Source organism: Thermosynechococcus sp. PKX82, assembly GCF_031583255.1.
Classification (GTDB): Bacteria; Cyanobacteriota; Cyanobacteriia; order Thermosynechococcales; family Thermosynechococcaceae; genus Thermosynechococcus.
This window is the reverse complement of the sequence record NZ_CP134169.1, coordinates 896913-920866: the sequence shown is the minus strand read 5'-3', so window position 1 is coordinate 920866 and position 23954 is coordinate 896913. Positions and strand designations below refer to the sequence as shown.

Annotated in this window: 24 protein-coding genes; 14 read left to right on the top strand and 10 right to left on the bottom strand. The window is 53.2% G+C overall.

The window, feature by feature from the left end; genetic code table 11:
* Positions 1–31: 31 nt before the first annotated feature.
* The 4 genes from uvrA to RHH53_RS04390 form a co-directional block, all read right to left on the bottom strand.
* Entirely contained in the window at positions 32–2893 is a 2862-nt protein-coding gene (gene uvrA, locus RHH53_RS04405) for an excinuclease ABC subunit UvrA (RefSeq protein WP_310744152.1), read from the bottom strand.
* Between the two features lie 174 nt (positions 2894–3067).
* The gene (gene groL / locus RHH53_RS04400) at positions 3068–4705 is read right to left on the bottom strand and encodes a chaperonin GroEL (RefSeq protein WP_206201221.1); all 1638 of its coding nucleotides are present in this window, start codon (positions 4703–4705) and stop codon (positions 3068–3070) included.
* Between the two features lie 69 nt (positions 4706–4774).
* Entirely contained in the window at positions 4775–5086 is a 312-nt protein-coding gene (groES, locus tag RHH53_RS04395) for a co-chaperone GroES (protein WP_149820030.1), read from the bottom strand.
* A gap of 187 nt (positions 5087–5273) precedes the next feature.
* Entirely contained in the window at positions 5274–6098 is an 825-nt protein-coding gene (locus tag RHH53_RS04390) for a carbohydrate ABC transporter permease (protein ID WP_315862916.1), read from the bottom strand.
* Positions 6099–6513: 415 nt separating this feature from the next.
* Here RHH53_RS04390 and RHH53_RS04385 point away from each other — a divergent pair, with 415 nt between their 5' ends.
* The 14 genes from RHH53_RS04385 (at position 6514) to RHH53_RS04320 (ending at position 18199) form a co-directional block, all read left to right on the top strand.
* Entirely contained in the window at positions 6514–7146 is a 633-nt protein-coding gene (locus RHH53_RS04385; RefSeq protein WP_206201218.1) for an MORN repeat-containing protein, read from the top strand.
* On the top strand, positions 7116–8399 hold the full coding sequence (locus RHH53_RS04380; RefSeq protein WP_315863520.1) for a folylpolyglutamate synthase/dihydrofolate synthase family protein: 1284 nt from the start codon (positions 7116–7118) through the stop codon (positions 8397–8399). Before RHH53_RS04385 ends, RHH53_RS04380 begins: the two co-directional genes overlap by 31 nt.
* Before the next feature lie 3 nt (positions 8400–8402).
* Positions 8403–8585: a hypothetical protein gene (locus tag RHH53_RS04375; RefSeq protein ID WP_302678947.1), complete on the top strand. Its 183-nt coding sequence runs from the start codon at positions 8403–8405 to the stop codon at positions 8583–8585.
* A gap of 174 nt (positions 8586–8759) precedes the next feature.
* Positions 8760–9152 (top strand): Fur family transcriptional regulator, encoded by a 393-nt coding sequence (locus RHH53_RS04370; protein ID WP_206201216.1) that lies wholly within the window; start codon positions 8760–8762, stop codon positions 9150–9152.
* A 37-nt stretch (positions 9153–9189) separates the two neighbouring features.
* Positions 9190–11547: a GH116 family glycosyl hydrolase gene (locus RHH53_RS04365; protein ID WP_310744150.1), complete on the top strand. Its 2358-nt coding sequence runs from the start codon at positions 9190–9192 to the stop codon at positions 11545–11547.
* Between the two features lie 181 nt (positions 11548–11728).
* Positions 11729–12370, top strand: a complete 642-nt coding sequence (locus RHH53_RS04360) for an L-threonylcarbamoyladenylate synthase (protein ID WP_206201215.1) — start codon at positions 11729–11731, stop codon at positions 12368–12370.
* A 187-nt stretch (positions 12371–12557) separates the two neighbouring features.
* The gene (locus RHH53_RS04355; RefSeq protein WP_302676696.1) at positions 12558–13442 is read left to right on the top strand and encodes a PD-(D/E)XK nuclease family protein; all 885 of its coding nucleotides are present in this window, start codon (positions 12558–12560) and stop codon (positions 13440–13442) included.
* 166 nt (positions 13443–13608) lie between these two features.
* Positions 13609–14406 carry a glycosyltransferase gene (locus RHH53_RS04350; protein WP_310744259.1) on the top strand — a complete coding sequence of 266 codons (798 nt, stop codon included), beginning with the start codon at positions 13609–13611 and terminating at the stop codon, positions 14404–14406.
* Positions 14407–14907: 501 nt separating this feature from the next.
* Entirely contained in the window at positions 14908–15123 is a 216-nt protein-coding gene (locus tag RHH53_RS04345) for a hypothetical protein (protein WP_206201213.1), read from the top strand.
* 209 nt (positions 15124–15332) lie between these two features.
* Entirely contained in the window at positions 15333–15782 is a 450-nt protein-coding gene (locus RHH53_RS04340; RefSeq protein ID WP_206201212.1) for a hypothetical protein, read from the top strand.
* Positions 15783–16940 carry a HAMP domain-containing sensor histidine kinase gene (locus RHH53_RS04335; RefSeq protein ID WP_310744149.1) on the top strand — a complete coding sequence of 386 codons (1158 nt, stop codon included), beginning with the start codon at positions 15783–15785 and terminating at the stop codon, positions 16938–16940. It abuts the gene before it with no gap.
* A complete protein-coding gene (locus RHH53_RS04330) occupies positions 16937–17527 on the top strand; it encodes a PepSY domain-containing protein (RefSeq protein ID WP_206201210.1) in 591 nt (196 codons plus the stop codon). Before RHH53_RS04335 ends, RHH53_RS04330 begins: the two co-directional genes overlap by 4 nt.
* A 105-nt stretch (positions 17528–17632) precedes the next feature.
* Positions 17633–17728 (top strand): photosystem I reaction center subunit XII, encoded by a 96-nt coding sequence (gene psaM / locus RHH53_RS04325; RefSeq protein WP_011056052.1) that lies wholly within the window; start codon positions 17633–17635, stop codon positions 17726–17728.
* 144 nt (positions 17729–17872) lie between these two features.
* On the top strand, positions 17873–18199 hold the full coding sequence (locus tag RHH53_RS04320; RefSeq protein WP_149820046.1) for a hypothetical protein: 327 nt from the start codon (positions 17873–17875) through the stop codon (positions 18197–18199).
* A 7-nt stretch (positions 18200–18206) separates the two neighbouring features.
* Here the strand turns inward: RHH53_RS04320 and RHH53_RS04315 are convergent, their stop codons facing one another.
* Genes RHH53_RS04315 through RHH53_RS04290 form a run of 6 tightly spaced genes read right to left on the bottom strand, consistent with a single transcriptional unit; the run spans position 18207 to position 23846 of the window.
* A complete protein-coding gene (locus RHH53_RS04315) occupies positions 18207–18974 on the bottom strand; it encodes an E3 ubiquitin ligase family protein (protein WP_302678945.1) in 768 nt (255 codons plus the stop codon).
* 44 nt (positions 18975–19018) lie between these two features.
* A complete protein-coding gene (locus RHH53_RS04310) occupies positions 19019–19741 on the bottom strand; it encodes a DUF3120 domain-containing protein (RefSeq protein ID WP_310744148.1) in 723 nt (240 codons plus the stop codon).
* A 45-nt stretch (positions 19742–19786) separates the two neighbouring features.
* The gene (locus RHH53_RS04305; protein WP_149820050.1) at positions 19787–20473 is read right to left on the bottom strand and encodes a phosphate ABC transporter permease; all 687 of its coding nucleotides are present in this window, start codon (positions 20471–20473) and stop codon (positions 19787–19789) included.
* 6 nt (positions 20474–20479) lie between these two features.
* A complete protein-coding gene (gene secF, locus RHH53_RS04300) occupies positions 20480–21433 on the bottom strand; it encodes a protein translocase subunit SecF (protein WP_206201207.1) in 954 nt (317 codons plus the stop codon).
* Positions 21430–22860, bottom strand: coding sequence for a protein translocase subunit SecD (secD, locus tag RHH53_RS04295; RefSeq protein ID WP_206201206.1), 1431 nt, complete (start codon positions 22858–22860; stop codon positions 21430–21432). The genes secF and secD overlap by 4 nt, the downstream gene beginning before the upstream one ends.
* 2 nt (positions 22861–22862) lie before the next feature.
* Positions 22863–23846, bottom strand: a complete 984-nt coding sequence (locus RHH53_RS04290) for an alpha-ketoacid dehydrogenase subunit beta (RefSeq protein WP_310744258.1) — start codon at positions 23844–23846, stop codon at positions 22863–22865.
* Positions 23847–23954 lie beyond the last annotated feature (108 nt).

The window sequence follows — 23954 nt, the reverse complement described above, 5'->3', positions numbered from 1 at the left end:
AATAAAGCAAGGCAGAGCAACCTGTATTCTACTACTGCTGAGGACTGGCGGCGCGATTTAACACCTTGGCGAGGTACTGCCCTGTGTAGGATTGGGGCACCAGTGCCACCGCTTCAGGGGTGCCGACGGCAACCACCTCTCCGCCGCGATCGCCCCCCTCTGGTCCAAGGTCAATAATCCAATCGGCACAGCGAATCACATCCAGATTGTGCTCAATCACCAAAATCGAGTTGCCCTTGTCCACGAGACGCTGCAATACATCGAGGAGTTTATGCACATCGTAAAAAGACAGCCCCGTGGTGGGTTCATCAATGAGGTAGAGCGTTTTGCCCGTGGCACGCCGCGACAGTTCAGCCGCCAATTTGAGGCGTTGGGCTTCGCCCCCAGAGAGGGTCGGTGCCGTTTGCCCTAGTTTGAGATAGCCCAAGCCCACATCCACGAGGGTTTGCAGCTTGCTCACTGCCTTGGGGATATTTTCAAAAAAGGCCAGTGCCGTCTCGGCGGTCATATCCAAAACGTCGGCGATCGAGCAGCCTTTGTACTTCACTTGCAGGGTATCGCGATTGTAGCGTGCCCCCTTGCACACTTCACACTGCACATAGACATCGGGCAAAAAGTTCATCTCAATCACATTCACCCCTTGGCCAGCGCAGGCTTCACAGCGTCCGCCCTTGATATTGAAGGAAAATTGCCCTGGTTTATAGCCCCGTGCCTTGGCCTCCACGGTTTGGCTAAAGACCTCACGGATAACATCAAACACCCCAATGTAGGTGGCAGGGTTCGAGCGGGGGGTACGACCAATGGGAGACTGGTCAATGACAATCACCTTGTCAATGGCATTTAAGCCTTCAATCTCGCCAACTCCCTTGGGGAGCGGCACACTGTGACCGAGATGGTGCTGCAGGGCAGGATAGAGGACTTCGTGCATGAGGGTGGATTTCCCCGACCCCGATACCCCCGTCAGACACACCAGCTTACCGAGGGGAATTTCTACGGTGATGTTCTTGAGATTATTGCGAGATACCTGTTTGAGAATCAGGGATTGACCATTCCCCGGCCGGCGATCGCTGGGGGTTTCAATGCGCTTGCGCCCCGACAGATAAGCCCCCGTCAGGGAGTCGGGATGATTGAGAATCGCCTCTAGGCTGCCTTGAGCCACAATCTGGCCGCCGTAGATCCCCGCCCCTGGGCCAATATCAACAATGTGATCGGCAGCGCGGATCGTGTCCTCATCGTGTTCAACCACAATCAGCGTATTCCCCAAGTCCCGCAGGCGAAACAGTGTTTGCAGGAGGCGATCATTATCCCGCTGATGCAAGCCAATACTGGGTTCATCGAGGACATAGAGCACTCCCGTCAGGCCAGAGCCAATTTGAGTGGCCAAGCGAATGCGTTGGGCTTCACCACCAGAGAGGGTGGCCGCACTGCGATCCAGCGTCAGGTAATCTAGCCCCACATCCACGAGAAACTGTAATCGCGCGGTCACTTCCCGCAGAGCCAGCTCCGCAATCTGCTGTTGGCGGGCACTCAGTTGGAGCGATCGCAGCCGTGCTAAACACTCACGAATCGAGACACTGGTGAGATCCGTGAGGCGATATTGCCCCAAGCGCACTGCTAGGGCGGCGGGTTTTAGGCGTTGACCACCACAGGCGGGGCAGGTTTGATTGACTTGGTACTCTTCCAATTTTTGCTTGTAGGCTTCGGAGGTGGTCTCGCGGTACTGCCGCTCTAGAATTGGGATCACCCCTTGGAATTGGCGGTAATAGTCCCGTTTGCGATAGCGGGAATCGGCGGGGATGAGAATTGGGGTATCGGTGCCGTAGAGGATAATTTCCCGTTGCAACTCCGTGAGGCGGTACCACGGTGTATTGATGTCAAAGCCAAAGGCCTCAGCAATGCCACAGAGGAGAGCAAGGTAGTAGTCGTGTTCTTTCTCGGCCCAGGGGGCGATCGCCAGATAGACCGGTAGTTCAGGATTGGGGACAATCAACTCCGGACTAAATTTGCGCAAATAGCCCAAGCCATGGCACTCTGGACAGGCACCGTAGGGGGAGTTAAAGGAAAAGAGCCGCGGCGATAGCTCATCCATCACGGCCCCATGCTCCGGACAGGCAAAATTTTCGGAAAATAGGAGCGTTTGACCCTTAGCCTCACCCTCGCGGGGTACCACACTGACCATTGCCGTACCATTGGCATGGTGCAACGCCGTTCGCAGCGAGTCCGCTAAGCGTTCTTCAATGCCAGGTTTGAGCACAAGGCGATCGACAACAATTTCAATCGTGTGGGCATGGTTTTTATCCAGTTCAATGGCATCACTGAGGTCGCGCACCTCGCCATTAATGCGAACCCGCACAAAACCTTCACTAGCAAGACTCGACAGCAGTTTTTTATGCGTGCCCTTTTTCCCCTTGACAATAGGAGCTAGAACTTGAAAGCGCGTCTGAGGGGGCAACTGCATCACCTGATCCACCATTTCATCAATGGTTTGGGGGCGAATCGAGCGATCGCAATGGGGGCAATGGGGTTCACCCGCACGGCCATAGAGCAGCCGCAGGTAATCATAGATTTCCGTCACCGTGCCCACCGTCGAGCGAGGATTGTGGGAAGTGGACTTTTGATCAATGGAAATCGCTGGACTCAGCCCCTCAATGGCATCCACATCCGGCTTATCCAACTGACCGAGGAATTGCCGTGCATAGGCACTCAGCGACTCCACATAGCGGCGTTGCCCTTCAGCAAAAATCGTGTCAAAGGCCAGAGAGGACTTACCGGAACCAGAAACCCCTGTCATCACAATCAGGCGATCGCGGGGCAGATCGAGGTCAATGTTTTTCAGATTATGCTGCCGTGCACCCCGAACCCGAATTTCACCCGTAGGCACTGGATCGCCCATGCTGCAAACTGCGAATGTTAAAAAACGTTACATTGAGGGTTATTATAGCAACGCGGCCAGACCCGTTTGGCACCATCCAATAAAAAAGCGGGGTGTGGTTTCCCCGCTGTGAGTGTGACTTAGGTTACTTGCGCTGAACCCAGTGAGTTTCAGGGATTCACCGACGGGTTGGGCTTAGTAGTCGAAGTCACCGCCCATGCCGGCACTGGCACCCGCAGGATTGTTGTCCTTGGGTTCGGGTTTGTCAACGATGATGCACTCGGTGGTCAGCACCATACCGGCAATAGAGGCCGCATTTTGCAGAGCCGAGCGGGTGACTTTGGCAGGGTCAACGATACCAGCATCGAACATGTTGACATATTCATCTTTGGCGGCATCATAACCCACATCGAAGGGTTTTTCTTTGACCCGTTCGACAATGATGGCACCGTTTTGACCCGCGTTTTCAGCGATGCGACGCAGGGGAGCGCTAAGGGCACGCTCAACAATGTTGGCACCAATCAGTTCTTCACCCGTCAGGTGCTCAGCCGCCCAGTTGCTCAACTCAGGCGCCAAGTGCACCAAGGTGGTACCGCCACCGGGAACGATCCCCTCTTCAACAGCGGCTTTGGTGGCGTTAATCGCATCTTCCAGACGGAGTTTGCGATCTTTCATTTCGGTTTCAGTGGCAGCACCGACTTTAATCACTGCCACACCACCGGCCAGTTTGGCCAACCGCTCCTGCAGTTTTTCTTTGTCATAGCTGGAGTCGGTTTCTTCGATTTGGCGACGGATTTGCTCGCAGCGAGCTTTGACGGCTTTTTCATTGCCTTCGGCCACAATCGTGGTGTGATCTTTGGTGATGGTGATGCGGCGAGCTTTACCGAGCATATCCAGCTTGGTATTTTCCAGCTTCAGACCGGCATCTTCGGTGATCACTTGACCCGCTGTGAGGACGGCAATATCTTCGAGCATTGCTTTACGGCGATCGCCAAAGCCGGGAGCTTTCACCGCAGCCACATTCAAGACACCGCGCAGACGGTTGACCACGAGGGTCGCCAAGGCTTCTTTCTCGATGTCTTCAGCAATGATCACCAGCGGTTTACCGGCGCGAGCCACTTGTTCGAGGATCGGCACCAGATCTTGCACTAAGGTAATTTTCTTGTCGGTGATCAGCACGAAGGGTTCATCAAGCACCGCTTCCATGCGCTCGGTGTCGGTGGCAAAGTAGGGGGAGATGTAGCCCTTGTCAAAGCGCATCCCCTCAGTGACCTCGAGTTCGGTGGTCATGGATTTGCCTTCTTCGAGGGAGATCACGCCTTCTTTGCCCACCTTGTCCATGGCATCGGCAATCATCCGACCCACTTCTTCATCGTTGCCCGCGGAAATTGCTGCCACTTGGGCAATGGCTTTGGAATCTTCCACCGGACGGGCATGTTCAGCAATTTTTTCCACAAGGAAGTGGGTGGCTTTGTCAATCCCGCGTTTCAGGGCAATGGGGTTAGCACCGGCAGCTACGTTGCGCAGCCCCTCTTTCACCATGGCATGGGCAAGAACCGTTGCCGTAGTCGTACCGTCACCGGCAGCATCATTGGTTTTCGAGGCGGCTTGGCGGATCAGCGCCACACCGGTATTTTCAATGTGATCTTCCAGTTCAATTTCTTTGGCGATCGTCACCCCGTCGTTGACAATTTGGGGGGCGCCAAATTTTTTCTCCAGAACTACGTTCCGTCCTTTAGGACCAAGGGTCACGGCCACGGATTCAGCCAAGATGTCCATCCCTTTTTCGAGGGCACGACGAGCATTTTCGTTGTAGATAATGCGCTTCGCCATAGGTGTTTCCTACCTCAATCGTTCAACAGTGATGAAAAATCGCACAGAAATGTAAGGAGTGTCAGCGACTTAGCCAACAATGGCCAAGATGTCTTTTTCCGAGAGGAGAACGTAGTCTTCGCCCGCCAGTTTCACTTCAGTACCGGCATATTTGGAGTACAGCACTTTGTCCCCCACTTTCACATCCATGGGCTGACGCTTGCCGTCTTCAGTGAGTTTGCCAGGACCGACGGCGGTCACTTCGCCCACTTGGGGTTTTTCACGGGCATTGTCGGGCAGGAGGATGCCCCCTGCGGTACGTTCTTCACTTTCGCTGACTTTGACAAAAATGCGATCGCCCAACGGCTTCACAGTTGAAACGCTTAGAGATACGGCTGCCATAGCGTACTGTTCTCCCAATTGTAAGAGTATGGATTGATAGCACTCACTGCACGGCTCATCGCGCAGTTTTTGGGGGGCAAGAGCATCACTTGCAGTTGTTTAGCACTCTCACCCTTCGAGTGCTAATGTAGCGAGAGACGGTTGGCGATCGCAACTCCTGTTGCAGTACGGTTTTCCGAACGGAACTTTAGCTCTTTAGTCCCGTCGTGGCAATGCCGCGAATCAGTTGCCGCTGACCCAAAATAAACAAAATCATCACCGGCACAGTGGCAATCACCGCCGCCGCCATCATCAACGGCCAATCATTGGTGAACTGCTCCTGAAAACTGGCCAAGGAAAGCTGCACTGTGATCAGTTCTGGCTTAGTGGTAAAGACCAAGGGCTTAAAGAGGTCATTCCACTCCCCAATAAAGGTAAAGATAAAGAGTGTGACCAAGGCCGGTCGGCTCAGGGGCAAGAGAATATGCCAGAGGACTTGCCAGCGATTTGCCCCATCCAAGAGGGCTGCCTCCTCAAGGGCAACGGGCAATGTGAGAAAAAACTGCCGCATCAAAAAGACGCCAAAGCCATTGGCCGCCGTCGGCAAGATCAAGGCGCCATAGGTATTGATCAGATGACCCGCCTTGAGGATGAGGAAAATTGGGATCACCAAAAGTTGAAATGGGATCACTAGGGTTGCCAGCATCAGCAGCAAAATCGTCTGTTGCCCCGGAAACGAAAGTCGCGCAAGGGCGTAACCCGCTAGGGCTGAGGTCACCAACTGGAGCGCCGTTACCGCTAAAGCCACAAACGTTGAGTTGGCAAAGGCCAAGATAAAGTGTCCCTCCTGCCATGCTGCCTGATAGCTCTGCCATGTCCAGCCTTGGGGTGGCAACAATTGGGTAGGTAGGGTTCCCGGTGGCCAGCCCGACGTACAGAGCACCACCAGTAGGGGGCTGAGAACCAGCAACGCCCCCAATGTCAATACTAGGGTCAACCCCAAGGAGTGACCCCTGCCCAAGAGCCGTTTCAGCCCATCCACAACCTTCCGCTCCCCAAACAAAACCCTGCGCCCTTCGGAAAGCCAGCCTCTTGAGAGCTGCATGTCCAATTCTCCCTCATCCCTGCTTTAACTGCCAGTGAGGTACATTCTCCTTCCCCCTTTCATAGAGATTTATCTGCCCCACTCAGGGGGTTGGGAGGGCGCTTGAGGACATCCTTGCAATCAAGATTTTGCTCAAGACGCTATCAAGGGAGCACTATACCACCCTTTGCGTCTCGCAAGAGAGTGTTTGACCACCCTCCTGAGGACTTGCTTATTCAAAGTGCTGCAGGCACAGAGACCGATTCCAAGACAAAGCTTTGAGTTTCCTCCCCAAGTTTGCATAGGAGACAAGCTGTGCCAGTTAGAGAAGTTGCAATTGTCCACCCTTGTGGAGTGTCCAGTAATGACTCATCTGTACAACCCAAATCCTGCTGTTATTTACCGCTGGGTGATGAGTTCTTGCCTTGTTGGTTTAGGATGTGCAACCCTGCACTTAGCTCCTGTAACTGCCCAAATTGCCGTCTATGAAGGGCGGCGTGTCACCGGGGATGTTACCATGACACTTCCCGACGGCAGCACCTACAAAGGGGAATTGCTCAATGGTCGTTTTAATGGCCAAGGTATCCTCACAATGGCCAATGGCAACCGCTATGAAGGGGAATTTCGCAATGGCCGCTACCACGGTCAGGGGGTGCTCACCTATGCCGATGGGGGACGCTACGAAGGGGGGTTTGTGGATGGCATCTTCAATGGCAAGGGCACTCTCCAACTGGCCAATGGTCAACGCTACGAGGGCACGTTTCTCAATGGTCAATACCATGGGGAGGGGGTGCTCACCTTTCCCGACGGTACCCGCTATGAGGGGCAGTTTCTAGCGGGCAAGTATCATGGAACTGGAACGCTCTCCTTCGGAGATGGCACAAGCTATGCCGGACAGTTTCGCAATGGCTTATTTGAAGGACAGGGGGTCTTTACGCTACCGGATGGCTCCCGCATTGTGGCCACATGGCGCAATGGTCGCCGCGAACCCCGCTAATCTGCTTCAATCAGGCTGTGAGTGATCCGCTGACGGCGGCGCTAAGTCCCTACGCCCGCTTTGGGGTGCGCCTTGGCCTTGAACCCATCCAAGCGCTGCTGAGTGCTTTGGGGTCTCCCCAGTTACAGGTGCCCTTGATCCACGTTGCGGGGACAAATGGCAAAGGGTCGGTGTGTGCCTATTTGGATAGTGTTTTGCGGGCGGCGGGCTATCGCACGGGGCGTTATACTTCACCCCATCTGTTGAGTTGGTGTGAGCGCATTTGTGTCGATGGTGAACCCATTGCCCCTGAGGTCTTTTTGACCTTGATTCAACACATTGAAGCGGTACTGCCACAGGTGGCTTATCCCCCCAGTCAGTTTGAAGTGATCACGGCGGCGGCATGGTTGTATTTTGCCCAGCAGCGGGTGGATGTGGCGGTGATAGAGGTGGGCTTGGGGGGGCGCTTGGACGCGACCAATGTATGTCAGCCCCCTTTGGTGAGTGTGATTACCTCCATCGGTTGGGATCATTGGCAGCGGTTGGGCAATACCTTGGGGGCGATCGCTGGCGAAAAAGCAGGTATTCTCAAGCCGGGCGTGCCAGCCGTCATTGGCCCTGTTCCCCCCGAGGCAGAGGCGGTGATTGCGCAGCGTTTGGAAGCTTTGGGGTGCCCAGCGATCTGGCCAGAACCAGCCCAGTGGTGTGCAAAGCGGCCGGGATGGGCGATTTGGAGGGGGATGGAGTACCCCTTGCCCTTGGCTGGAGAAATGCAGTTGGTCAATTCAGCGATCGCGATCGCCACGCTACAACAGTTACAATCTCAAGGCTGGCAGATTTCCCGAGAAGTGATTCAACAGGGAATGGCACAAACCCGCTGGCCGGGACGACTGCAATGGTTACAGTGGCAAGGGCGCAAACTGCTCATTGATGGTGCCCACAATGCTCCTGCCGCCGCCTACCTACGGCAATACGTGGATCAACTGGGCTGGACAGAGGTGACATGGGTGGTGGGGATGCTCGCCAATAAGGATCATGAGGGGATTCTCAAACATCTCCTGCGAGGGGGCGATCGCCTGTGGTTGGTACCCGTACTGGATCACGCTAGCGCTGACTTAGAGGACTTGAAGGCACTTGCCTACACCTGTTGCCCTGAGTTAGGGGAATGCCGTCTTTTTAAGGAGGTGACTGAGGCACTCGATAGGGCAGGCGATCGCTGTGTGGTCTGTGGCTCCCTTTACTTAATTGCTGGCGTTTTGGGAAAGAACTCATAATTGATGTGGGACACTCCCTTTCAAGGAGACACTTATTTCTACGGCACAGAGCCAAACGATTTCCTCAAAGCCCATGCCCATGACTTTGTGCCCCAAGGGCAAATTCTCTCCCTCGTCGAAGGGGAAGGGCGTAATGCCGTCTATCTTGCTCAGCAGGGATATGCCGTCACGGCTGTGAATGCCTAGGACTGGCGAAAGCCCAGCGCCTTGCTCAAGAACGGGGAGTCGCCATTACTACCTATCACTGCGATCTGCGGGATGTTGACCTTGGTGAAAATGCGTGGGATGGGATGATTGCTATTTTTTGCCATCTGCCACCGGAGCGGAACGGTAAAATCAAGGTAATGTTGTCCTATTGCTATGCCGCCGCGACGCACCCGTAGCCAAGTCATTATTCTCGATGCCCTTAGAGCCAGTGGCCGAGCGCTCTCGGCACAGGAACTATTTTTGGAACTACGGCAGCGGCAAACTCCCCTAGGACTGGCAACGGTTTATCGCACCCTCGATAGTCTGCGCATCAATGGTGAGGTGCAAGCACGGGCGTTGCCCAGTGGCGAATTGGTCTATAGCCTCGTGCAGCAGGATCAACACTACCTCACCTGTTTGCACTGTGGGGCATCGATTCAGATTAACTGCTGCCCAGTCCAGCACTTAGAAGCTGAGCTACAACAGTCCTACCATTTTGAGATTTTCTACCATACCCTTGAGTTTTTCGGTCTTTGTGCCAAGTGCCAAGTGACGGTGCAGCGCTAAAAGGGTATTCTGGATCAGACAGGTCTTCAGAAAGGGTGTGATTGAATTTGCCAACTGTACCTGGACACGGGCGATCGCCCAAGGCTGGGAAAATCCCTACCGCGTTCGCTATGCCAGCAATTTAGACGATGGCCCTTGGCATGGCATGCCGCTGGGGGGGTTTGGCGCAGGTTGCATTGGCCGTTCTTCTGCTGGGGATTTTAATTTCTGGCATATTGACGGCGGAGAGCACATTTTTGGCACCCTAGCGGCCTGTCAATTTAGTCTTTTTGAGCAGGGAGAGCAGACACAGGCCTATGCCCTAGGGACTCCCCCTAGCGATGGCCGCCTCAGCACTTGGCAATGGTATCCGGCTGGCAAAGGTATCTACGCTGCCCGCTATCCCCGCAGTTGGTTTGTCTATGAGGGGGTCTTTAAGGCTGAGATCACCTGCGAACAGTTTTCACCGATTCTGCCCCACAACTACCAAGAAACCAGTTACCCCGTGGCAGTGTTTCTGTGGACGTTTAGCAATCCCACGGATCAGCCCCTCACCCTCAGCTTGATGTTCTCGTGGCAAAATACCGTCGGTTGGTTTCGCAATACCACCCCTTCCTCTGCCATTGAAATCCGCGATGATGGCAGCCCCGTCTATACCTACACGCCCCCTTGGGGTCAAAGTGACGGCAATTTTAATGAACTGATTCAAACGGAGTCCTACCAAGGTTGGCGACTGCGCCGTACGCCCCACCCGAACCCACCCCAAGAAGGCGATGGTGAATGGGCAGCATTGGTTCCCACAGGCCTTGGTGAGTTTTTTGGCTGTAGTCGCTGGCAGCCAGAGGGGGATGGGGCACAACTGTGGCAATCATTTTCGGGGGATGGTTCCCTACCAATTGTCAATGATCCAACCCCAGCGGCAGCGGGAGAACAGGTGGCCGCCGCCTTTGCGGTGCGCTTTGCCTTGGCACCTAGGCAAACAAAACAAATTCCCGTGGTCTTGGCGTGGGACTTTCCTGTGACTGAGTTTGGTAAGGGCGTGATCTATTACCGTCGCTACACGGATTTTTGCGATCGCAGTGGCACCAATGCTATCACCCTTGCCGCCCGTGGCCTAGAGCATTACAAGGAATGGCAACAGCAGATTCGCACTTGGCAAGCGCCAATTCTCACCCACCCCGATTGGCCCGACTGGTTCAAGATGGCTCTGTGCAATGAGCTGTACGTCCTCAGTAGTGGTGGAACGCTTTGGAGTACCGCCAGCGATCGCGACCCCGTGGGGCAGTTCGCCGTTCTAGAATGCCTTGACTACCGCTGGTATGAAAGTCTGGATGTGCGGCTCTATGGCTCCTTTGCCCTGCTGCAACTGTGGCCAGAACTGGAAAAATCCGTAATGCGTGCCTTTGCGCGGGCGATTCCCACCGCTGATCCCACCCGGAGAATCATTGGCTACTTCTATCGCGGTGACCCCGAAACCGCCTACAAAGCCCCTCGCAAACTGGCCAATGCTGTACCCCACGATCTCGGTGCGCCCAATGAGCATCCTTGGGAAAGGACGAACTACACTGCTTATCAGGACTGCAATCTTTGGAAGGATTTAGCTTCTGACTTTGTCCTTTTGGTCTATCGCGACTTTTTGTTTACTGGGCAGACGGATCTCGAGTTTGCGCGCGAATGCTGGCCGGCAGTGGTGGCGGCCTTGGCCTATTTGAAACAATTTGATCGCGATGGCGATGGCCTGCCAGAAAATGGCGGTGCCCCGGATCAAACCTACGATGACTGGAAGCTACAGGGGGTCAGTGCCTACTGTGGTGGCTTGTGGTTGGCAGCCCTCGAGGCAGCGATCGCCCTCGGCACGATTCTCCAACAACCGCAGGTGGAGACCTACCGCCAGTGGCTCAAGCAAGCTCGCCCCCGCTACCATCAACTGCTGTGGAATGGCGAGTACTATCGTCTCGATACCGGCAGTGGTTCCGATGTGATCATGGCGGATCAGCTCTGTGGTCAGTTCTATGCCCAACTCTTGGGTTTGGCGGATATTGTGCCCCCAGACTGTTGCGATCGCGCCCTGCGAAAAATCTACGACATCTGTTTTCTCGAATTTCACAATGGCCAGTTGGGTGCCGCCAACGGTTTATTGCCCAATGGTCAACCCGAAAACCCCCACGCTACCCATCCCCTTGAAGTCTGGACAGGGATTAACTTTGGCTTGGCCGCCTTTTTGTGGCTGCGGGGTATGACCCGCGAAGCATGGCATTTAGCCGAGGTGGTGGTACGGCAAATCTACGAGAATGGTCTGCAATTTCGTACACCGGAGGCGATTACGGCCAATGGGACGTTCCGTGCCTGTATGTATCTGCGACCCATGGCCATTTGGGCACTGGCTCTCGTCAGCCGGGGATCACGAGCCACCTAAAAGTTTTGTAATCTATTTTACATTGTTTCAGTTTTCTAGGGTAATTGAAACTGCACTCCCTGCGATCGCCTTATCCGTCTCATCATCACATCTTATCTTTCCTCAATTCCCTCTAAAGGCCATAGGGTGTAGGCTCAAGATCAAGAAACAATAGCTTTTCACTGGTTCTGGAGTACGCACCATGACCCCCTTAGCGCGATCGCTAGCTGCCCATCCCACTAGCTTTGCCACTATTGAGCGCTATTTACAGCAAGAAGAAGTGATTATTTTGCCCATGGCTACCGTCTATAGCTTTGTGGTGAATGGCACCAGCCCAAGGGCAATAGCGAACCTACGCCGTCTCAAACACTTTAGTACAGAGCAACCTCTGGCTATTCTCACGCGGAGCGATCGCGCTGCTGAAGTGGCAGAACTCTCTCGAGATGCTAAAACCATGGTGGATCACTTTCCCTATCCTGTGACCATGATTGTCAAGGGTAAACCCCACCTCGATCCACAAATTATGCAGGGGTTTAACTGTGTTTATCTGGCCTGTCCCGACCAGTTCATTTACGATCTAGTGGGGGCTTTGCCCTTCTTTTTAGTGGCAGCAACGGTCAAGGTGGGAACGGAACTGATTGTCAACTTTGAGGATGCCCAAAAATACTACGGCGAGCAGGTACCGCTGATTGTGGATGGCGGCCGCTGTCGCTATGGGCGGCGGGGCACACTCGTGGACTTTACGCTGGCATACCCAACAATCATGAACTTTGGTCCTGTATCGGTGGATGACTTACGACCCATCTTGCCCCATATTATTTTGCCCTCCCATTTAATGAAGTAGATATAGTTCATTTGAGAAGTAGCCCCTTTGACTCCCCACTATGTACGACCGACCAGAACCTGAAGCGGGAGCTATGATGCAAGATCAGCCGAAATAGACTTAAAGATAGCAGGGAGGGTGTAGTCATCCTTTTGAAGCGGAAATCTTTAGAATGGGGTTACAGGTCATCTCATAATAGCCAGTTTTAATGGAGCGAGAAGAAATTATTGCGCTCATTCAGCGTGAGCTACCGCAGCTTGTGGCTCAAGACCCCAGCTTGAGAGATTTCATCCTGCGCACGGTCTTGGACGTTTCTTTGCCTCGCCGTGAGGCAGATATCAAGTTTGACCGTATCCTCACGGAACTACAGCGCGATCGCGAGGAACAGGCCAAGCGTTGGGAAGAACAGAACCGCAAGTGGCAAGAACAGGATCGCCGCTGGCAAGAACAGGCCAAGCGTTGGGAAGAGCAAGACCGCAAGTGGCAAGAACAGGTTCGACGTTGGGAAGAACAGGATCGCCGCTGGCAAGAGCAGGCCAAGCGTTGGGAAGAGCAAGACCGCAAGTGGCAAGAACAGGTTCGGCGTTGGGAAGAACAGGATCGCCGCTGGCAGGAACAGGCCAAGCGTTGGGAAGAACAGGATCGCAAGTGGCATGAGCAACTTGCAGAGATTCGGCGTCTTGACAAGCGGTTTGACAGTACAATTGGTGCCCTTGGTGCTCGCTGGGGAATTGCTTCAGAAACCAGCTTTCGCAACGCCCTCGCTGGCATTTTGACGGAATCCTTTGGGGTTGAGGTTTTGAACTTAACCCTCTACGACCATGAGGGTGAAGTCTTTGGCCGCCCTGATCAGGTGGAGCTAGACTTGATTATCAAAAATGGCTTAACCATTGCCTGTGAAATCAAATCTTCTATTGATAAGGCAGGGATGTATATTTTTGACCGTAAGGTGAATTTCTATGCGCGGCATCACCAGCGCCAAATTGACCGCAAAATTGTGATTTCGCCAATGGTTGATCCGCGTGCACGACCTGTGGCTGAGGCGCTAGGGATTGAACTCTATAGTTATGCCGACTCAGTGGAGGGCTTGTAATAAACGATAATGCGGGTGAAAATGCCCCACCACTAGGCCAGGCTTGGAGCATTGGAATCCCGCACCTGTATTTACGAGCCCTACAGCATGACTTGGCTGCAGCACGTCTTTATCAGTTTTTGCAGTTCGGGTCAGTTGAGTGGCTGTTGCTCTCTAGGTACCTACAATCAATGCTTCAACCGATGAAACGGAAGCCATCTGTCGGGAATATGCCGCTAAGGATAAACGGATTCGCTACGTGCGACAAGCCCAGAATTTGGGCGCGGCAGCGAATTTCAAGTATGTGCTGGATGAGGCAAGGGGAGAATATTTTATGGGGACAGCGGCAGATGATAAGTGGGATCCAAGATGGATAGAGATTCTTTTGCCTGTCTCTGCTCGCACTCAATGTATCGCCTTTGGCACATTACAAACCATCGATAGCAGTAGCAATCCAATGCCACATCCTGCCAATAGACGAAATTTCAGCTATACAGGATCAATACTCAGTCGAAGATTGAAATACTATCTGGAACCGGCTTTCTTGGGTAAGGCCAACCCTATTTACGGCATACATCCGAGGCATCTTTTATTCTCAGTAGATGTATTTAACATTCTTGTATCAACCAAAACAGCAGCGGACATGCGTTTAATCTATGCGTTGCTCGCACGGGCTGAAATTAGGGGAAACAACGGGGTAGTATTGTATAAGCGCATTCATTCAGACTGCACGAGTAGTGGTGTTCAGACACTTACCACGAATAAAAACTTCGCCTCAAAAATTTGGGATCTCTTTTGCCAATCCTCTGAGGGGTTCAAAATTCAAGAACTAAGAAATTACAGCTCGTTAAGCACAGGTTTTGAACGAGCTATTCTAATTACTTTGTTCCCATTGAGTTTGATATACATTATAGGTGAGAAGTTGAATTTGGCATACATCATACGCGAGAAGATCAGGAATAATCGCCGATTTTTCGCAAAATGAATCCCGCGATCTCAGCACCTGATGCAGAAGTGTTGAAAGATAGTTTGAGAGGCAAGAAAAAAAGAAGAAATGTCGTATTCTTCCCTGAAAATAAGAAAAAATAATCAACTTACTAGGTCATCTTTTGCAACTCTTATCAAGTCCATTCTCAATCGGCTCAGCCCTTGTGACTACCCCGTCCTGCACTCTCAATTATTTTTCAAAATCTGGTTGACCGACATTCTCGACTAAGGGTTAACTAGCATGAGCGCCTTATTTTATCGCTTGAATCATTCATGGGATTACGGTTGACATGTCCACTTTTTCCAAAGCCAATAAAAGTCAGACAACCCGCTTATTTGAGGGGATTTACACTCAACTGATGTCTCAAGCTCAAAAGAGAAATTGTGCTTCAAGTCTGACGCTGTTTCCTATCGATTGAACCATCATTACCCTGACCAGTAAACTCTTTTGAGTGAGAGGAAGTGTTCATTGATTGTACGTATCAAGAATAACATGAGAATGAAGCTCAATCATGAGAAATATCGCGTGGTTCAATTTTTTGACGAGAATCAAGCGGTGTTTCGTATAGCGACAAATCTAAAGCATCTGAGTGATCCTGAATACTTTGGGAAGAAGCTATTGGACGAGTTGCAATATTTGCAACTGGAACTCAGTCGTCGCTGCTCGATAGGGCATTGGAGCCTTGATTGGCCGCCAGAGCTACTGGTCACTTAGAATGTCAAGTTTTGTTGCAGAATTCAACACTTCTGCGTAGTACTCTTATGTGAAACAACTAAGAAATTATATCACTAGTAAGTTGAGACTCGAAATTTTGTAACCTATTTTACATTGTTTCAATTTGTGAAGCTGCGACAATGGTGACCAATGGGCTGCCCGTTTATGATAGGGGATAGCGCGTCAACAGCCACTTCTTTAGATAACCTATGGATAATCTCAGCCAACGTTACCTACGTCTGTGCCAAGCCTATAGCCAACTGGCAGAACGCTATACCAAACTTGATATTGACCACATGACGCTGCGGGAGAAGCTTGTTCCTTTTCTGATGGCGTTCAAATATTACAAACAAATGACAGAGCAGCTCACGGCTGAAAAAGAGGCGATGCAGCGGGAACTCAACGATCTGCGCGATCGCTACCAGTTGCTCGTGAGTCAAAATGGCAATGCCCCCATCAATGAAGAACTGTTCAGTGCCCTTGCTGAAGCAGAGGAGCAGATGGGACTCATTGAAGAAACCCTCAAAGAACAGGACGCTGACCCCGACCCCAACCTCCTTCCCCTTGAAAAGCAATTGCTGGAAGAATATACAAGGGGGAGTGGTGACTTTCAAGCGCTGCTCCCGCAAGCGTTGAGTCACTCCGGGGGGACTACCTAGATGCTCTGGCCAGCCAGTGAAGAATTTGCTGCCCTCTGTCGTGCCCAATTAGAACTTGTTGTCAATAGCTTGGGTGCCTCTTCGCTGGCGGTCTATCTGAGTGAAACGCTCAACGACTCCCCCTCGTGGTCTCCCGTTGCTGTCTATCCAGAGGCAGCAGCAGCCCTGAGCTTACCAATTCCCCCAACACTGCCACCGCCAACCCAAGCAGCAGAGACCCCGTTAAGCTATCGCCCTCAACAGGTCGTTTCGTCCTTGGCCAATCAACTGATCCTGCCCCTGATGTACCAAAATTGGGTCTTGGGGGTACTGGTGGCGCAGCGGCAATACCGTCCTTGGCTAGCGGCAGAGCAGGCACAATTGCAACAGGTGGCGCAAACACTGGCGATCGCCTGCGTCTTGGATCAACGGCAACAATGGCTCAGCCACTCCCCTGCCAACCCACTGGATCAACAGCAACAGCGCTTTGATGACCTGCTCCATCAACTGCGCAATCCCGTGGCCGCCATTCGCACCTTTGTCAAGCTTCTGCTCAAACGGTTGGAACCTGATCACCAAGGGCGCCCTCTCGCCGAAGGCATTGCCAAGGAAACAGAGCGGCTCATGGCATTGTTGGAGGACTATCGCCAACAGCGCAACGAGATTCCCGCCCTCACGGGCAGCCAGCCCCTACCCCTTGCGGGTAAACCCCTCGATCTAGCTGAAACCCTCTCACCGCTGATCACCGCCGCCCAAGCCCGTGCGGAAATGGAGGGCAAAACCTTTGTCGTGGAGAGACCGCCCCAACTGCCGCCCATCTGGCTAGAGGAACGGGTGCTTCAGGAGGTTGTGGGCAATCTGCTGGATAATGCCTTTAAGTACACCCCCAAAGGCGGCACCATTGGTTTGCGCTTGACCCTCACGCCCGCAGTCTTAGAATTAACCGTTTGGGATACCGGCTGTGGGATTCCTTTGGAGGTGCAGTCACGGCTCTTTGAACGGGGCTACCGCGGGATTCAAGCCGACAGTGGGATTGAGGGCAGTGGTCTGGGGTTGGCGATCGCTCAAGATTTGCTGCGTCCCTATGGCCTCAGTCTGCGGGTCACAAGTCCCTACGAGGGCGATCGCGGTACGGCCTTTACACTGACGATTCCCTTGCCAATGAAGGTGGAACGATGAGTGCTCTGAAACAGCGTCTTGCCAAGATCAGCAGTCAGGGGCATCAATTCCTTGTGGTGATCTTTGCCCTACCCCTATTAATTTCAGCCACAACGGGAATCGCCCATCGTCTTGGGCGCAGTTGGTTTGGGCTATCTAAAGACTTTGGGCGAGCAATGATGACCCTTCATGAAGGCCGCTATCTGGGGGAATGGGGCGTGCCGCTCTATGTGTTGGTCATTGGTCTGGGCTTGCTGGGAATCATTGCCACGGGTTTGGCTCTCCTGTGGGGGCGATCGCTCCCGGCGCAGTGGTCAGCACGGCGGCTGCATCATCTTTTGGCTGCCATTGCGGCATTGCCCTTGCTTGTGAGTGCCACGACGGGAATGGCCTATCGCCTTGGCCGCAACTGGTTTGGCCTCTCCAAAGAACAGGCGGCGATTTTCCTGAGCCTACATCAGGGAACCTATTGGGGCGAGGTGGGGCGTCCCTTCTATGTTCTTTTGGTGGGTCTGAGTTTGCTGACACTTCTGGCCACGGGACTCTCGATGCTGACTCTCCTGCGACGGCTGCCCCACTGGCGTCCTAGGGTGACCCCGGAGACCTAGCTGCAAAATGTTACAAACTATGAGCAAGCGTTGCCAAAGGTAAGCGCCTATGGAGTAATAAATACAGCACTTGATCGCGACTGTTATTCCACAAAGGAGTTGTTCATGGCGCTGACCGATACCCAAGTTTACGTTGCCCTTGTGATTGCGCTGCTACCTGCGGTGTTGGCATTTCGGCTGTCCACTGAGTTGTACAAGTAGTTGCACCTGTCATCGCTAACTGGCTGCATAACGTCATTTCTCCAAACTAAAATTTATCAGGCGGTTCCCGATGTTGTCGGTAAGACAAAGGGGTCGCTTTTTTCTTTTTATACTGATAGACAACTCGCCGTTCATGGTTTAGTCATGGTTCACTCTCCTCGAAAAATTCCTGCGATCGCTTGGGAAGCGGGTGCCAAAATTGCAGTGAATCTGATCCTGCTCGCCTTTGCCCTAGGGGCGATCGCCAAGCTGGTGCCCTATCAACTCAGTCAACTGCAAAAGCTCCATGCCCTCGAAGCAGAAGTGGCGCAGCTGGAGGCACGAGTTAAGGAGTTGCAATTGGAACAGGAGCGCGATCGCCAACCCCAAGCACGGCAGCGCATTGCCCAAGAGGAGGCCAATTTAATTGCTGCTAATCAGCGGCGGATCATCTGGGTACAACCTAAAAACCCCAAGCAAGAACCGGACTAAGCCCAGCCTACAACAAGGCCAAGACTAAACCACAGACACCACAGAGGGCAGCACTGAGGGACGCATAAGTCATTTTCCGTTTTTGCCGCTTGTACTGCTGGCTAAGTTGATCCTCAACACTCAGGGAAATGATGAATTTTTGTCCCCGCTTTTGTGGCTTTTGCAGGCGGAGTACCCCCCCCTGATCCGAGGCCATGCCCACCACTGAAACAGGTTGCCCCAAGGGCAGCACCCACTCCTGATAGCGATAACCCAGCGTCGTCGTGCTACCAAAGCGCCAATTCAATGACAAGAACCCCAAGGAAAAGGCAAAGGAATGGGGTTTATCCGCAGGCCGCAGTTCGTCTAAGACCTGCATTGCTTCAATCTCAGCACCGAGGGGGTTTACCTCAATTTCCTCCTGATGATCTCGCAGAAAAAATAGGGTTGACTGCTCATGGCGGCCAATAATTTCCGACTGGCGTTCTCGACGATTGTGGCGATCGCTCCCCTCTTTTTCATACTCGCGGCTGATGATTGTTTTGTAATAAACACAGGGAATACGCTTCACTTCCGAGAGCAAGGGTTGAGACGTGGTGACTTGGCCAACCACCTGCACGTACTCGCGCCAACTGCCGCTACCGATTTCCTGAGCCACCTGTTGCTGGCATTGCTGTAACTCACGAATAGAGCTAGGGTTGGCCACCTTCATTGCCTTTAACTTCAGCCGATAATAGCCCTCAAGGGCAAAGAGAAAGGCCGACCCCGTTAAGCAAAGGTGAGCAATAACCCCCATGACTGGCGCTCAATCCCTCTCTGATGGTTTTAGAGAGAACTGTCTTAACTCAAGGATAATAAACCAATGGTGAGGCCAAAGAGACCATCAACAACGAGCGTACTCAAGACAGCGCCCATAAATCCCCACACAGGCAAAACAGCGGGATAGCCACGACGAATCTGGGATTCAAAGAGGGGCAGCAAACCAATGAGGAGCAAACTCAGGCTCAAGAGAACCCCCCACACTTGGCCACTAAAGGTCTGGGCTTGGGCGATCGCCTGTGCCAGCATCTCCTGAACGGAAATCACATCCCCTTCAAGGTACATGATGGCTCGCCAATGGGGGATCACATCAATCAGGTAAAAGTAGGCATCGGTGACGGCGGTGCCCAGAAAAGAACCCAAAAAAAAGAACACCCCCACCAGTTGCTGCCGCTGCCGTAGGTGCCAGAGCATGAGCGGAATGGGGAGCGCCTCAATGGGCAAGTGCCACAGGGGTTCCCAGCGCAACCATCCCCAGTAGAGCGACCCTGCCCCCCAGCACCAGCTAAATCCATAGAGCATCTCCCCCCAATAGCGGCAGTGGGGTTGGCGTTGGAGATAGAAACTAAGACCTAGAAGCAGCGGCGTCAGAGCCAAACTCAGCCAAGGCTGTGTCCGCACGAGGGGCGCTTCAATAAACACGGGAACCGACACCAAGAAGGCAGCAAAGCTAAAGAGCGACCAAGCTAGCCGCGAGCCAAGGCGCAGCGCAGGAAAAACCGAGGGGGAGGTAAGAGCAGTCAAGGGAATATCAGGAATTGTTAACTTTTATTTCTTTCCTTTAAGGTATCACAGGCTGGAACGTCGTGGTCGGGGCGATCGCCGAGGGGCTTTTGAACGCGCTTTGCGCCGCAGTGTTTCTGATAGATCAATAAAGGCATCCCGCTGCAAAATGGGGTAGGTGCCAATCCAGAGGCGATGGCGGGGCAGGAAAACTTCAGAAATCAGTTCAATCTCTGCCAGATCAGGACGACGGGAGAGAACCAGCATTTCCGCTGCATCGCCGGGGCGAATCCCTCGATGTTGACGCAGTAACTTGGCCTGCACTCTGGTTTCAAAGCCGGTTTTATCACCAATCTCCAGATTCAAGCAGCGTTCACGGTTCTCGATAATCACCAGTTGCCCCTTGTCGTTCACCGTCTCCTCTTTGCCCACCAATTCTTCGGTGACATAGACATCCAAGACGCGCCCGCGCCAAAAACCCCCATAGGGAAACCGCCGATGGCGACGATTGCGAAATGAGGCCAACACTGCCGGTGCCCAGAGCCAATAGAGACCTGCAATCAGACCCAAAACCAGTTGGGTGCTATCCCCTAAAAAATTCAAACCAAAAGCAACAATGGCCACCGCCACCACAGAGAAGGTTAAGCGTCGTAGAAAGTCCTGAAGTTTGCCCCAAACATAGCGATACTGGGAACCCGTGGCCACCAGTGGCACCAATTGACGGACTTTTTCTTGGGTGAGGGGAATGAGCACAACCAGTTAGGGCGTAGGCGTTGTCTCCAGTGTATTCGTGGCGGGACGAGGCGGCTGGCGATCGCGCCACCAAGCAAGGAGGGTACTGGCAATAAAAATACTGGAATAAGCCCCCGTCGTGAAACCAATGATCAGCGCTAGGGCAAAGTAGCGCAGCGTGTCACCGCCAAAGATGAAGATCGTAATCAGGGGCAGTAGGGTCGTTAGGGTGGTATTAATCGAGCGGCCAAGGGTTTGCACAACCGCCTGATCCACCACCTCTTTAATGCCGAGGTCAGGGTTGAGCTTCAGGGTTTCCCGCACGCGATCGTAGATCACCACCGTATCGTTCACAGAAAAACCAATGATCGTGAGCAGCGCCACAATAAAGAGGCTATCAATTTCCACCCCTGCCACGAGTCCCAAAATGGCAAACACCCCCGTGGTCACCAACACATCGTGGACAAGGGCGACAAGGGCAAAACAGGCATAGTCAAACTGAAAACGCAGCGTGAGATAGATCGTAATGCCAATAAACGACACCAAGAGCGCCAGCAACCCCGATCGCAGGATTTCTTCGCCAAGGGTAGGGCCAACGGTCTCAATCTGCGTTTTCTGGGGGTCAAAGTCACCAATTTTCTGCGTGAGGGCAGCACTGAGGCGAGTGCGCTGATCCACATCGAGGGGTACCGTTCGAATACTCACCCCGTACTGATCAATAATTTGCAGGCTGCTGTTGCCTAGGCCTTGCTGATTAAGCACTTGACGCACCGCATCAATATCAATCGGCTGAGAACAGGTCTGCGTAGCGCTACAGGCCAGTTCAAATTGCAGCCGTGTGCCACCGATAAAATCCAAGCCCAAGCGCAGGGGACTCCCTAGGGACACCCAAGAGATGGCCATTGCCACAAGGCCACTGAGAATGACTACTAAGGATAACCCCCACCAGAGCGATCGCTGGCGATTGACACTAAAGCTCATCGAAAGCTCTCCAGTTTTGGACAGAACCAATTGGGCTGACGCAGACTGGGAATGCTAATGGCGTAAAACAAGAACGTGCGACTACAGGTCAGCGCCGTAAACATACTAATGCCGATCCCGATGGCAAGGGTCACGGCAAAACCGCGCACAAACCCTGTCCCCAAGGCAAAGAGGGCAGCACAGGCAATCAAGGTGGTGACATTGCTATCGAGAATACTGGCAAAGGCGCGATCGAACCCCGATTCAACGGAACGGTAGAGGGTTTTGCCTGCCCGTAATTCCTCGCGGGTGCGCTCAAAAATCAGCACATTGGCATCCACCGCCATACCAATACTGAGAATAAAGCCCGCAATCCCCGGCAGTGTCAGCGTCACCCCAAACAGCAGAAACGCCGCGTAGGTAAAGATGGCGTAGAGAATCAGGGCAATATCGGCAATCAATCCCGGCAGGCGGTAGTAGGCCACCATAAAGATCAGCACCAGCACCAAGCCCGCCAAACCGGCATAGAGGCTATCGCGAATGCTATCTTGACCCAGCGAAGCCCCCACCGTGCGGTTTTCCACCACCTCGAGGGGAACGGGCAGCGCCCCCCCTTGTAACTGAATGGCTAAATCATTGGCAGTTTGGGCAGTGAAGCCACCGGAAATCTCTGCACTGCCGCCAACAATCCCTGTTTCTGCATATTCCACCGCCACCGTTGGCGCACTAATCAGGCGATCGTCAAGAAAAATCCCCAGGCTGCGCCCCGTGCCAGCAATCTCCTTGGTCAGTTGGGCAAAAAGTTCAGCCCCTTGGCTGTCAAAACGGACAATCACACTCCAGTTCGGGGATCCCGGGGCGACGGGACTGGCAAAGGCTTCCCTGAGCATTGCGCCTGTCAAATCCGAGGGTGTGAAGAGGCGGGCGATCGCCTGCTGGCTTTTTTCAAGGGATTCACGGTTTTTGGCCAGCTTTGCCTCAATCTCCTTCAGGGCATCAGGATGATTGGCATTTTGAGCCTGCTCCGCCAAGAGTTGCGCCTGTTCCAAGAGCAGTTGCGACTGAAGTTGCCGCTCAATTTGCAATTGGGTCTCTGTGCCCGGCTTCTGGGCGGCAAAGAGCAGTTGTGCCGTCCCCTTGAGAATCCGTTCCGCCTGCTGAGGATCGGTGACCCCCGGCAATTGCACCAAGAGCTTGTCATCCCCAGCAGTTTGCACCACAGCTTCGGCAACACCCAAGCCATCAATCCGCCGTTGCACCACCCCTTGCACTGCCGCCAGCACTTGGGGCGTAATTTGGGGCACCTTATCCGTTGTTTGCACCTGCAACGTCAGTTGGGCACCCCCCCGCAGATCTAAGCCCAGTCGAGCCGGTGTGCGCACAATGACCCACGTGGCGGCCATCAGCAAGACCAAAATGACAATCAGCCAGCCGCGATATTTACCCATGGTTAGACCTGTCCCTGCACCAGCTGCTGCACGGCCGCTACAATTTGGGGCGGTTGCACAATTGTGAGATTCTCTAGGGTACCGTTGTAGGGGGTGGGAATATCTTGGGAGGAAAGGCGGACCACAGGGGCATCCAGTTCGTCAAAGTAGCGTTCCATAATCGAGGCCGAAAGCTCAGCCCCAATGCCACCGGTTTTCATGCACTCTTCGACAATCACCACCCGATGCGTTTTACGAATCGAGGCACCAATTGTCTCAAAGTCCAAAGGCTTTAGGGAAATTAGGTCAATCACTTCGGGGTCGTAGCCCTCTTTTTCAAGGGTTTTCACCGCTTGCAGCACATGGTGGCGCATCCGCGAGTAGGTCAAAATGGTAACATCTTCGCCACTGCGGACAATCTCAGCTTTATTGAGGGGCAGCAGATATTCCTCTTCTGGAATATCCTCCTTGAGGTTGTACAGGAGTACATGCTCAAAGAACAGCACTGGGTTGGGATCACGAATCGCCGATTTGAGCAAGCCCTTGGCGTTGTAGGGGGTTGAGCAGGCAACAATTTTTAATCCGGGGACTGCTTGAAAGTAGGCTTCAAGACGCTGCGAGTGCTCTGCCCCCAATTGCCGGCCAACACCGCCGGGACCGCGAATCACAATCGGAATTTTAAAGTTGCCGCCAGAGGTGTAGCGCAGCATGCCAGCATTGTTGGCGATTTGATTGAAGGCCAAGAGCAAAAAGCCCATGTTCATGCCCTCGACAATGGGACGCAAGCCGGTCATTGCTGCCCCGATCGCCATGCCGGTAAAGCTATTTTCAGCAATGGGGGTATCCAATAGACGCAGTTCACCATACTTTTTGTAGAGGTCTTTGGTGACTTTGTAGGAGCCGCCATAATGTCCCACATCTTCCCCCAGCACAAACACTGTGGGGTCACGCTCCATTTCTTCATCAATGGCAGCACGAAGGGCATTAAACATTAAGGTCTCGGCCATGGTTGCGCGGCATACACTCATTAAGGACTATTTCCTAGGGTAGTTGAAACTGCACCGCTTGCGATCATGCTTATCAGACTCATCATTAAACGCAATCTATTCTCAACT

Coding starts and splice junctions, on each gene's coding strand:
- RHH53_RS04290 (WP_310744258.1), bottom strand. CDS start 23,846: ATGGCCGAGACCTTAATGTTTAATGCCCTTCGTGCTGCCATTGATGAA.
- RHH53_RS04370 (WP_206201216.1), top strand. CDS start 8,760: ATGCCGCCGCGACGCACCCGTAGCCAAGTCATTATTCTCGATGCCCTT.
- RHH53_RS04330 (WP_206201210.1), top strand. CDS start 16,937: ATGAGTGCTCTGAAACAGCGTCTTGCCAAGATCAGCAGTCAGGGGCAT.
- groL (WP_206201221.1), bottom strand. CDS start 4,705: ATGGCGAAGCGCATTATCTACAACGAAAATGCTCGTCGTGCCCTCGAA.
- RHH53_RS04340 (WP_206201212.1), top strand. CDS start 15,333: ATGGATAATCTCAGCCAACGTTACCTACGTCTGTGCCAAGCCTATAGC.
- RHH53_RS04375 (WP_302678947.1), top strand. CDS start 8,403: ATGTGGGACACTCCCTTTCAAGGAGACACTTATTTCTACGGCACAGAG.
- RHH53_RS04335 (WP_310744149.1), top strand. CDS start 15,783: ATGCTCTGGCCAGCCAGTGAAGAATTTGCTGCCCTCTGTCGTGCCCAA.
- RHH53_RS04315 (WP_302678945.1), bottom strand. CDS start 18,974: ATGGGGGTTATTGCTCACCTTTGCTTAACGGGGTCGGCCTTTCTCTTT.
- psaM (WP_011056052.1), top strand. CDS start 17,633: ATGGCGCTGACCGATACCCAAGTTTACGTTGCCCTTGTGATTGCGCTG.
- RHH53_RS04355 (WP_302676696.1), top strand. CDS start 12,558: ATGGAGCGAGAAGAAATTATTGCGCTCATTCAGCGTGAGCTACCGCAG.
- groES (WP_149820030.1), bottom strand. CDS start 5,086: ATGGCAGCCGTATCTCTAAGCGTTTCAACTGTGAAGCCGTTGGGCGAT.
- RHH53_RS04380 (WP_315863520.1), top strand. CDS start 7,116: ATGGCGCAATGGTCGCCGCGAACCCCGCTAATCTGCTTCAATCAGGCT.
- RHH53_RS04345 (WP_206201213.1), top strand. CDS start 14,908: ATGAAGCTCAATCATGAGAAATATCGCGTGGTTCAATTTTTTGACGAG.
- RHH53_RS04320 (WP_149820046.1), top strand. CDS start 17,873: ATGGTTCACTCTCCTCGAAAAATTCCTGCGATCGCTTGGGAAGCGGGT.
- secD (WP_206201206.1), bottom strand. CDS start 22,860: ATGGGTAAATATCGCGGCTGGCTGATTGTCATTTTGGTCTTGCTGATG.
- RHH53_RS04360 (WP_206201215.1), top strand. CDS start 11,729: ATGACCCCCTTAGCGCGATCGCTAGCTGCCCATCCCACTAGCTTTGCC.
- uvrA (WP_310744152.1), bottom strand. CDS start 2,893: ATGGGCGATCCAGTGCCTACGGGTGAAATTCGGGTTCGGGGTGCACGG.
- RHH53_RS04385 (WP_206201218.1), top strand. CDS start 6,514: ATGACTCATCTGTACAACCCAAATCCTGCTGTTATTTACCGCTGGGTG.
- secF (WP_206201207.1), bottom strand. CDS start 21,433: ATGAGCTTTAGTGTCAATCGCCAGCGATCGCTCTGGTGGGGGTTATCC.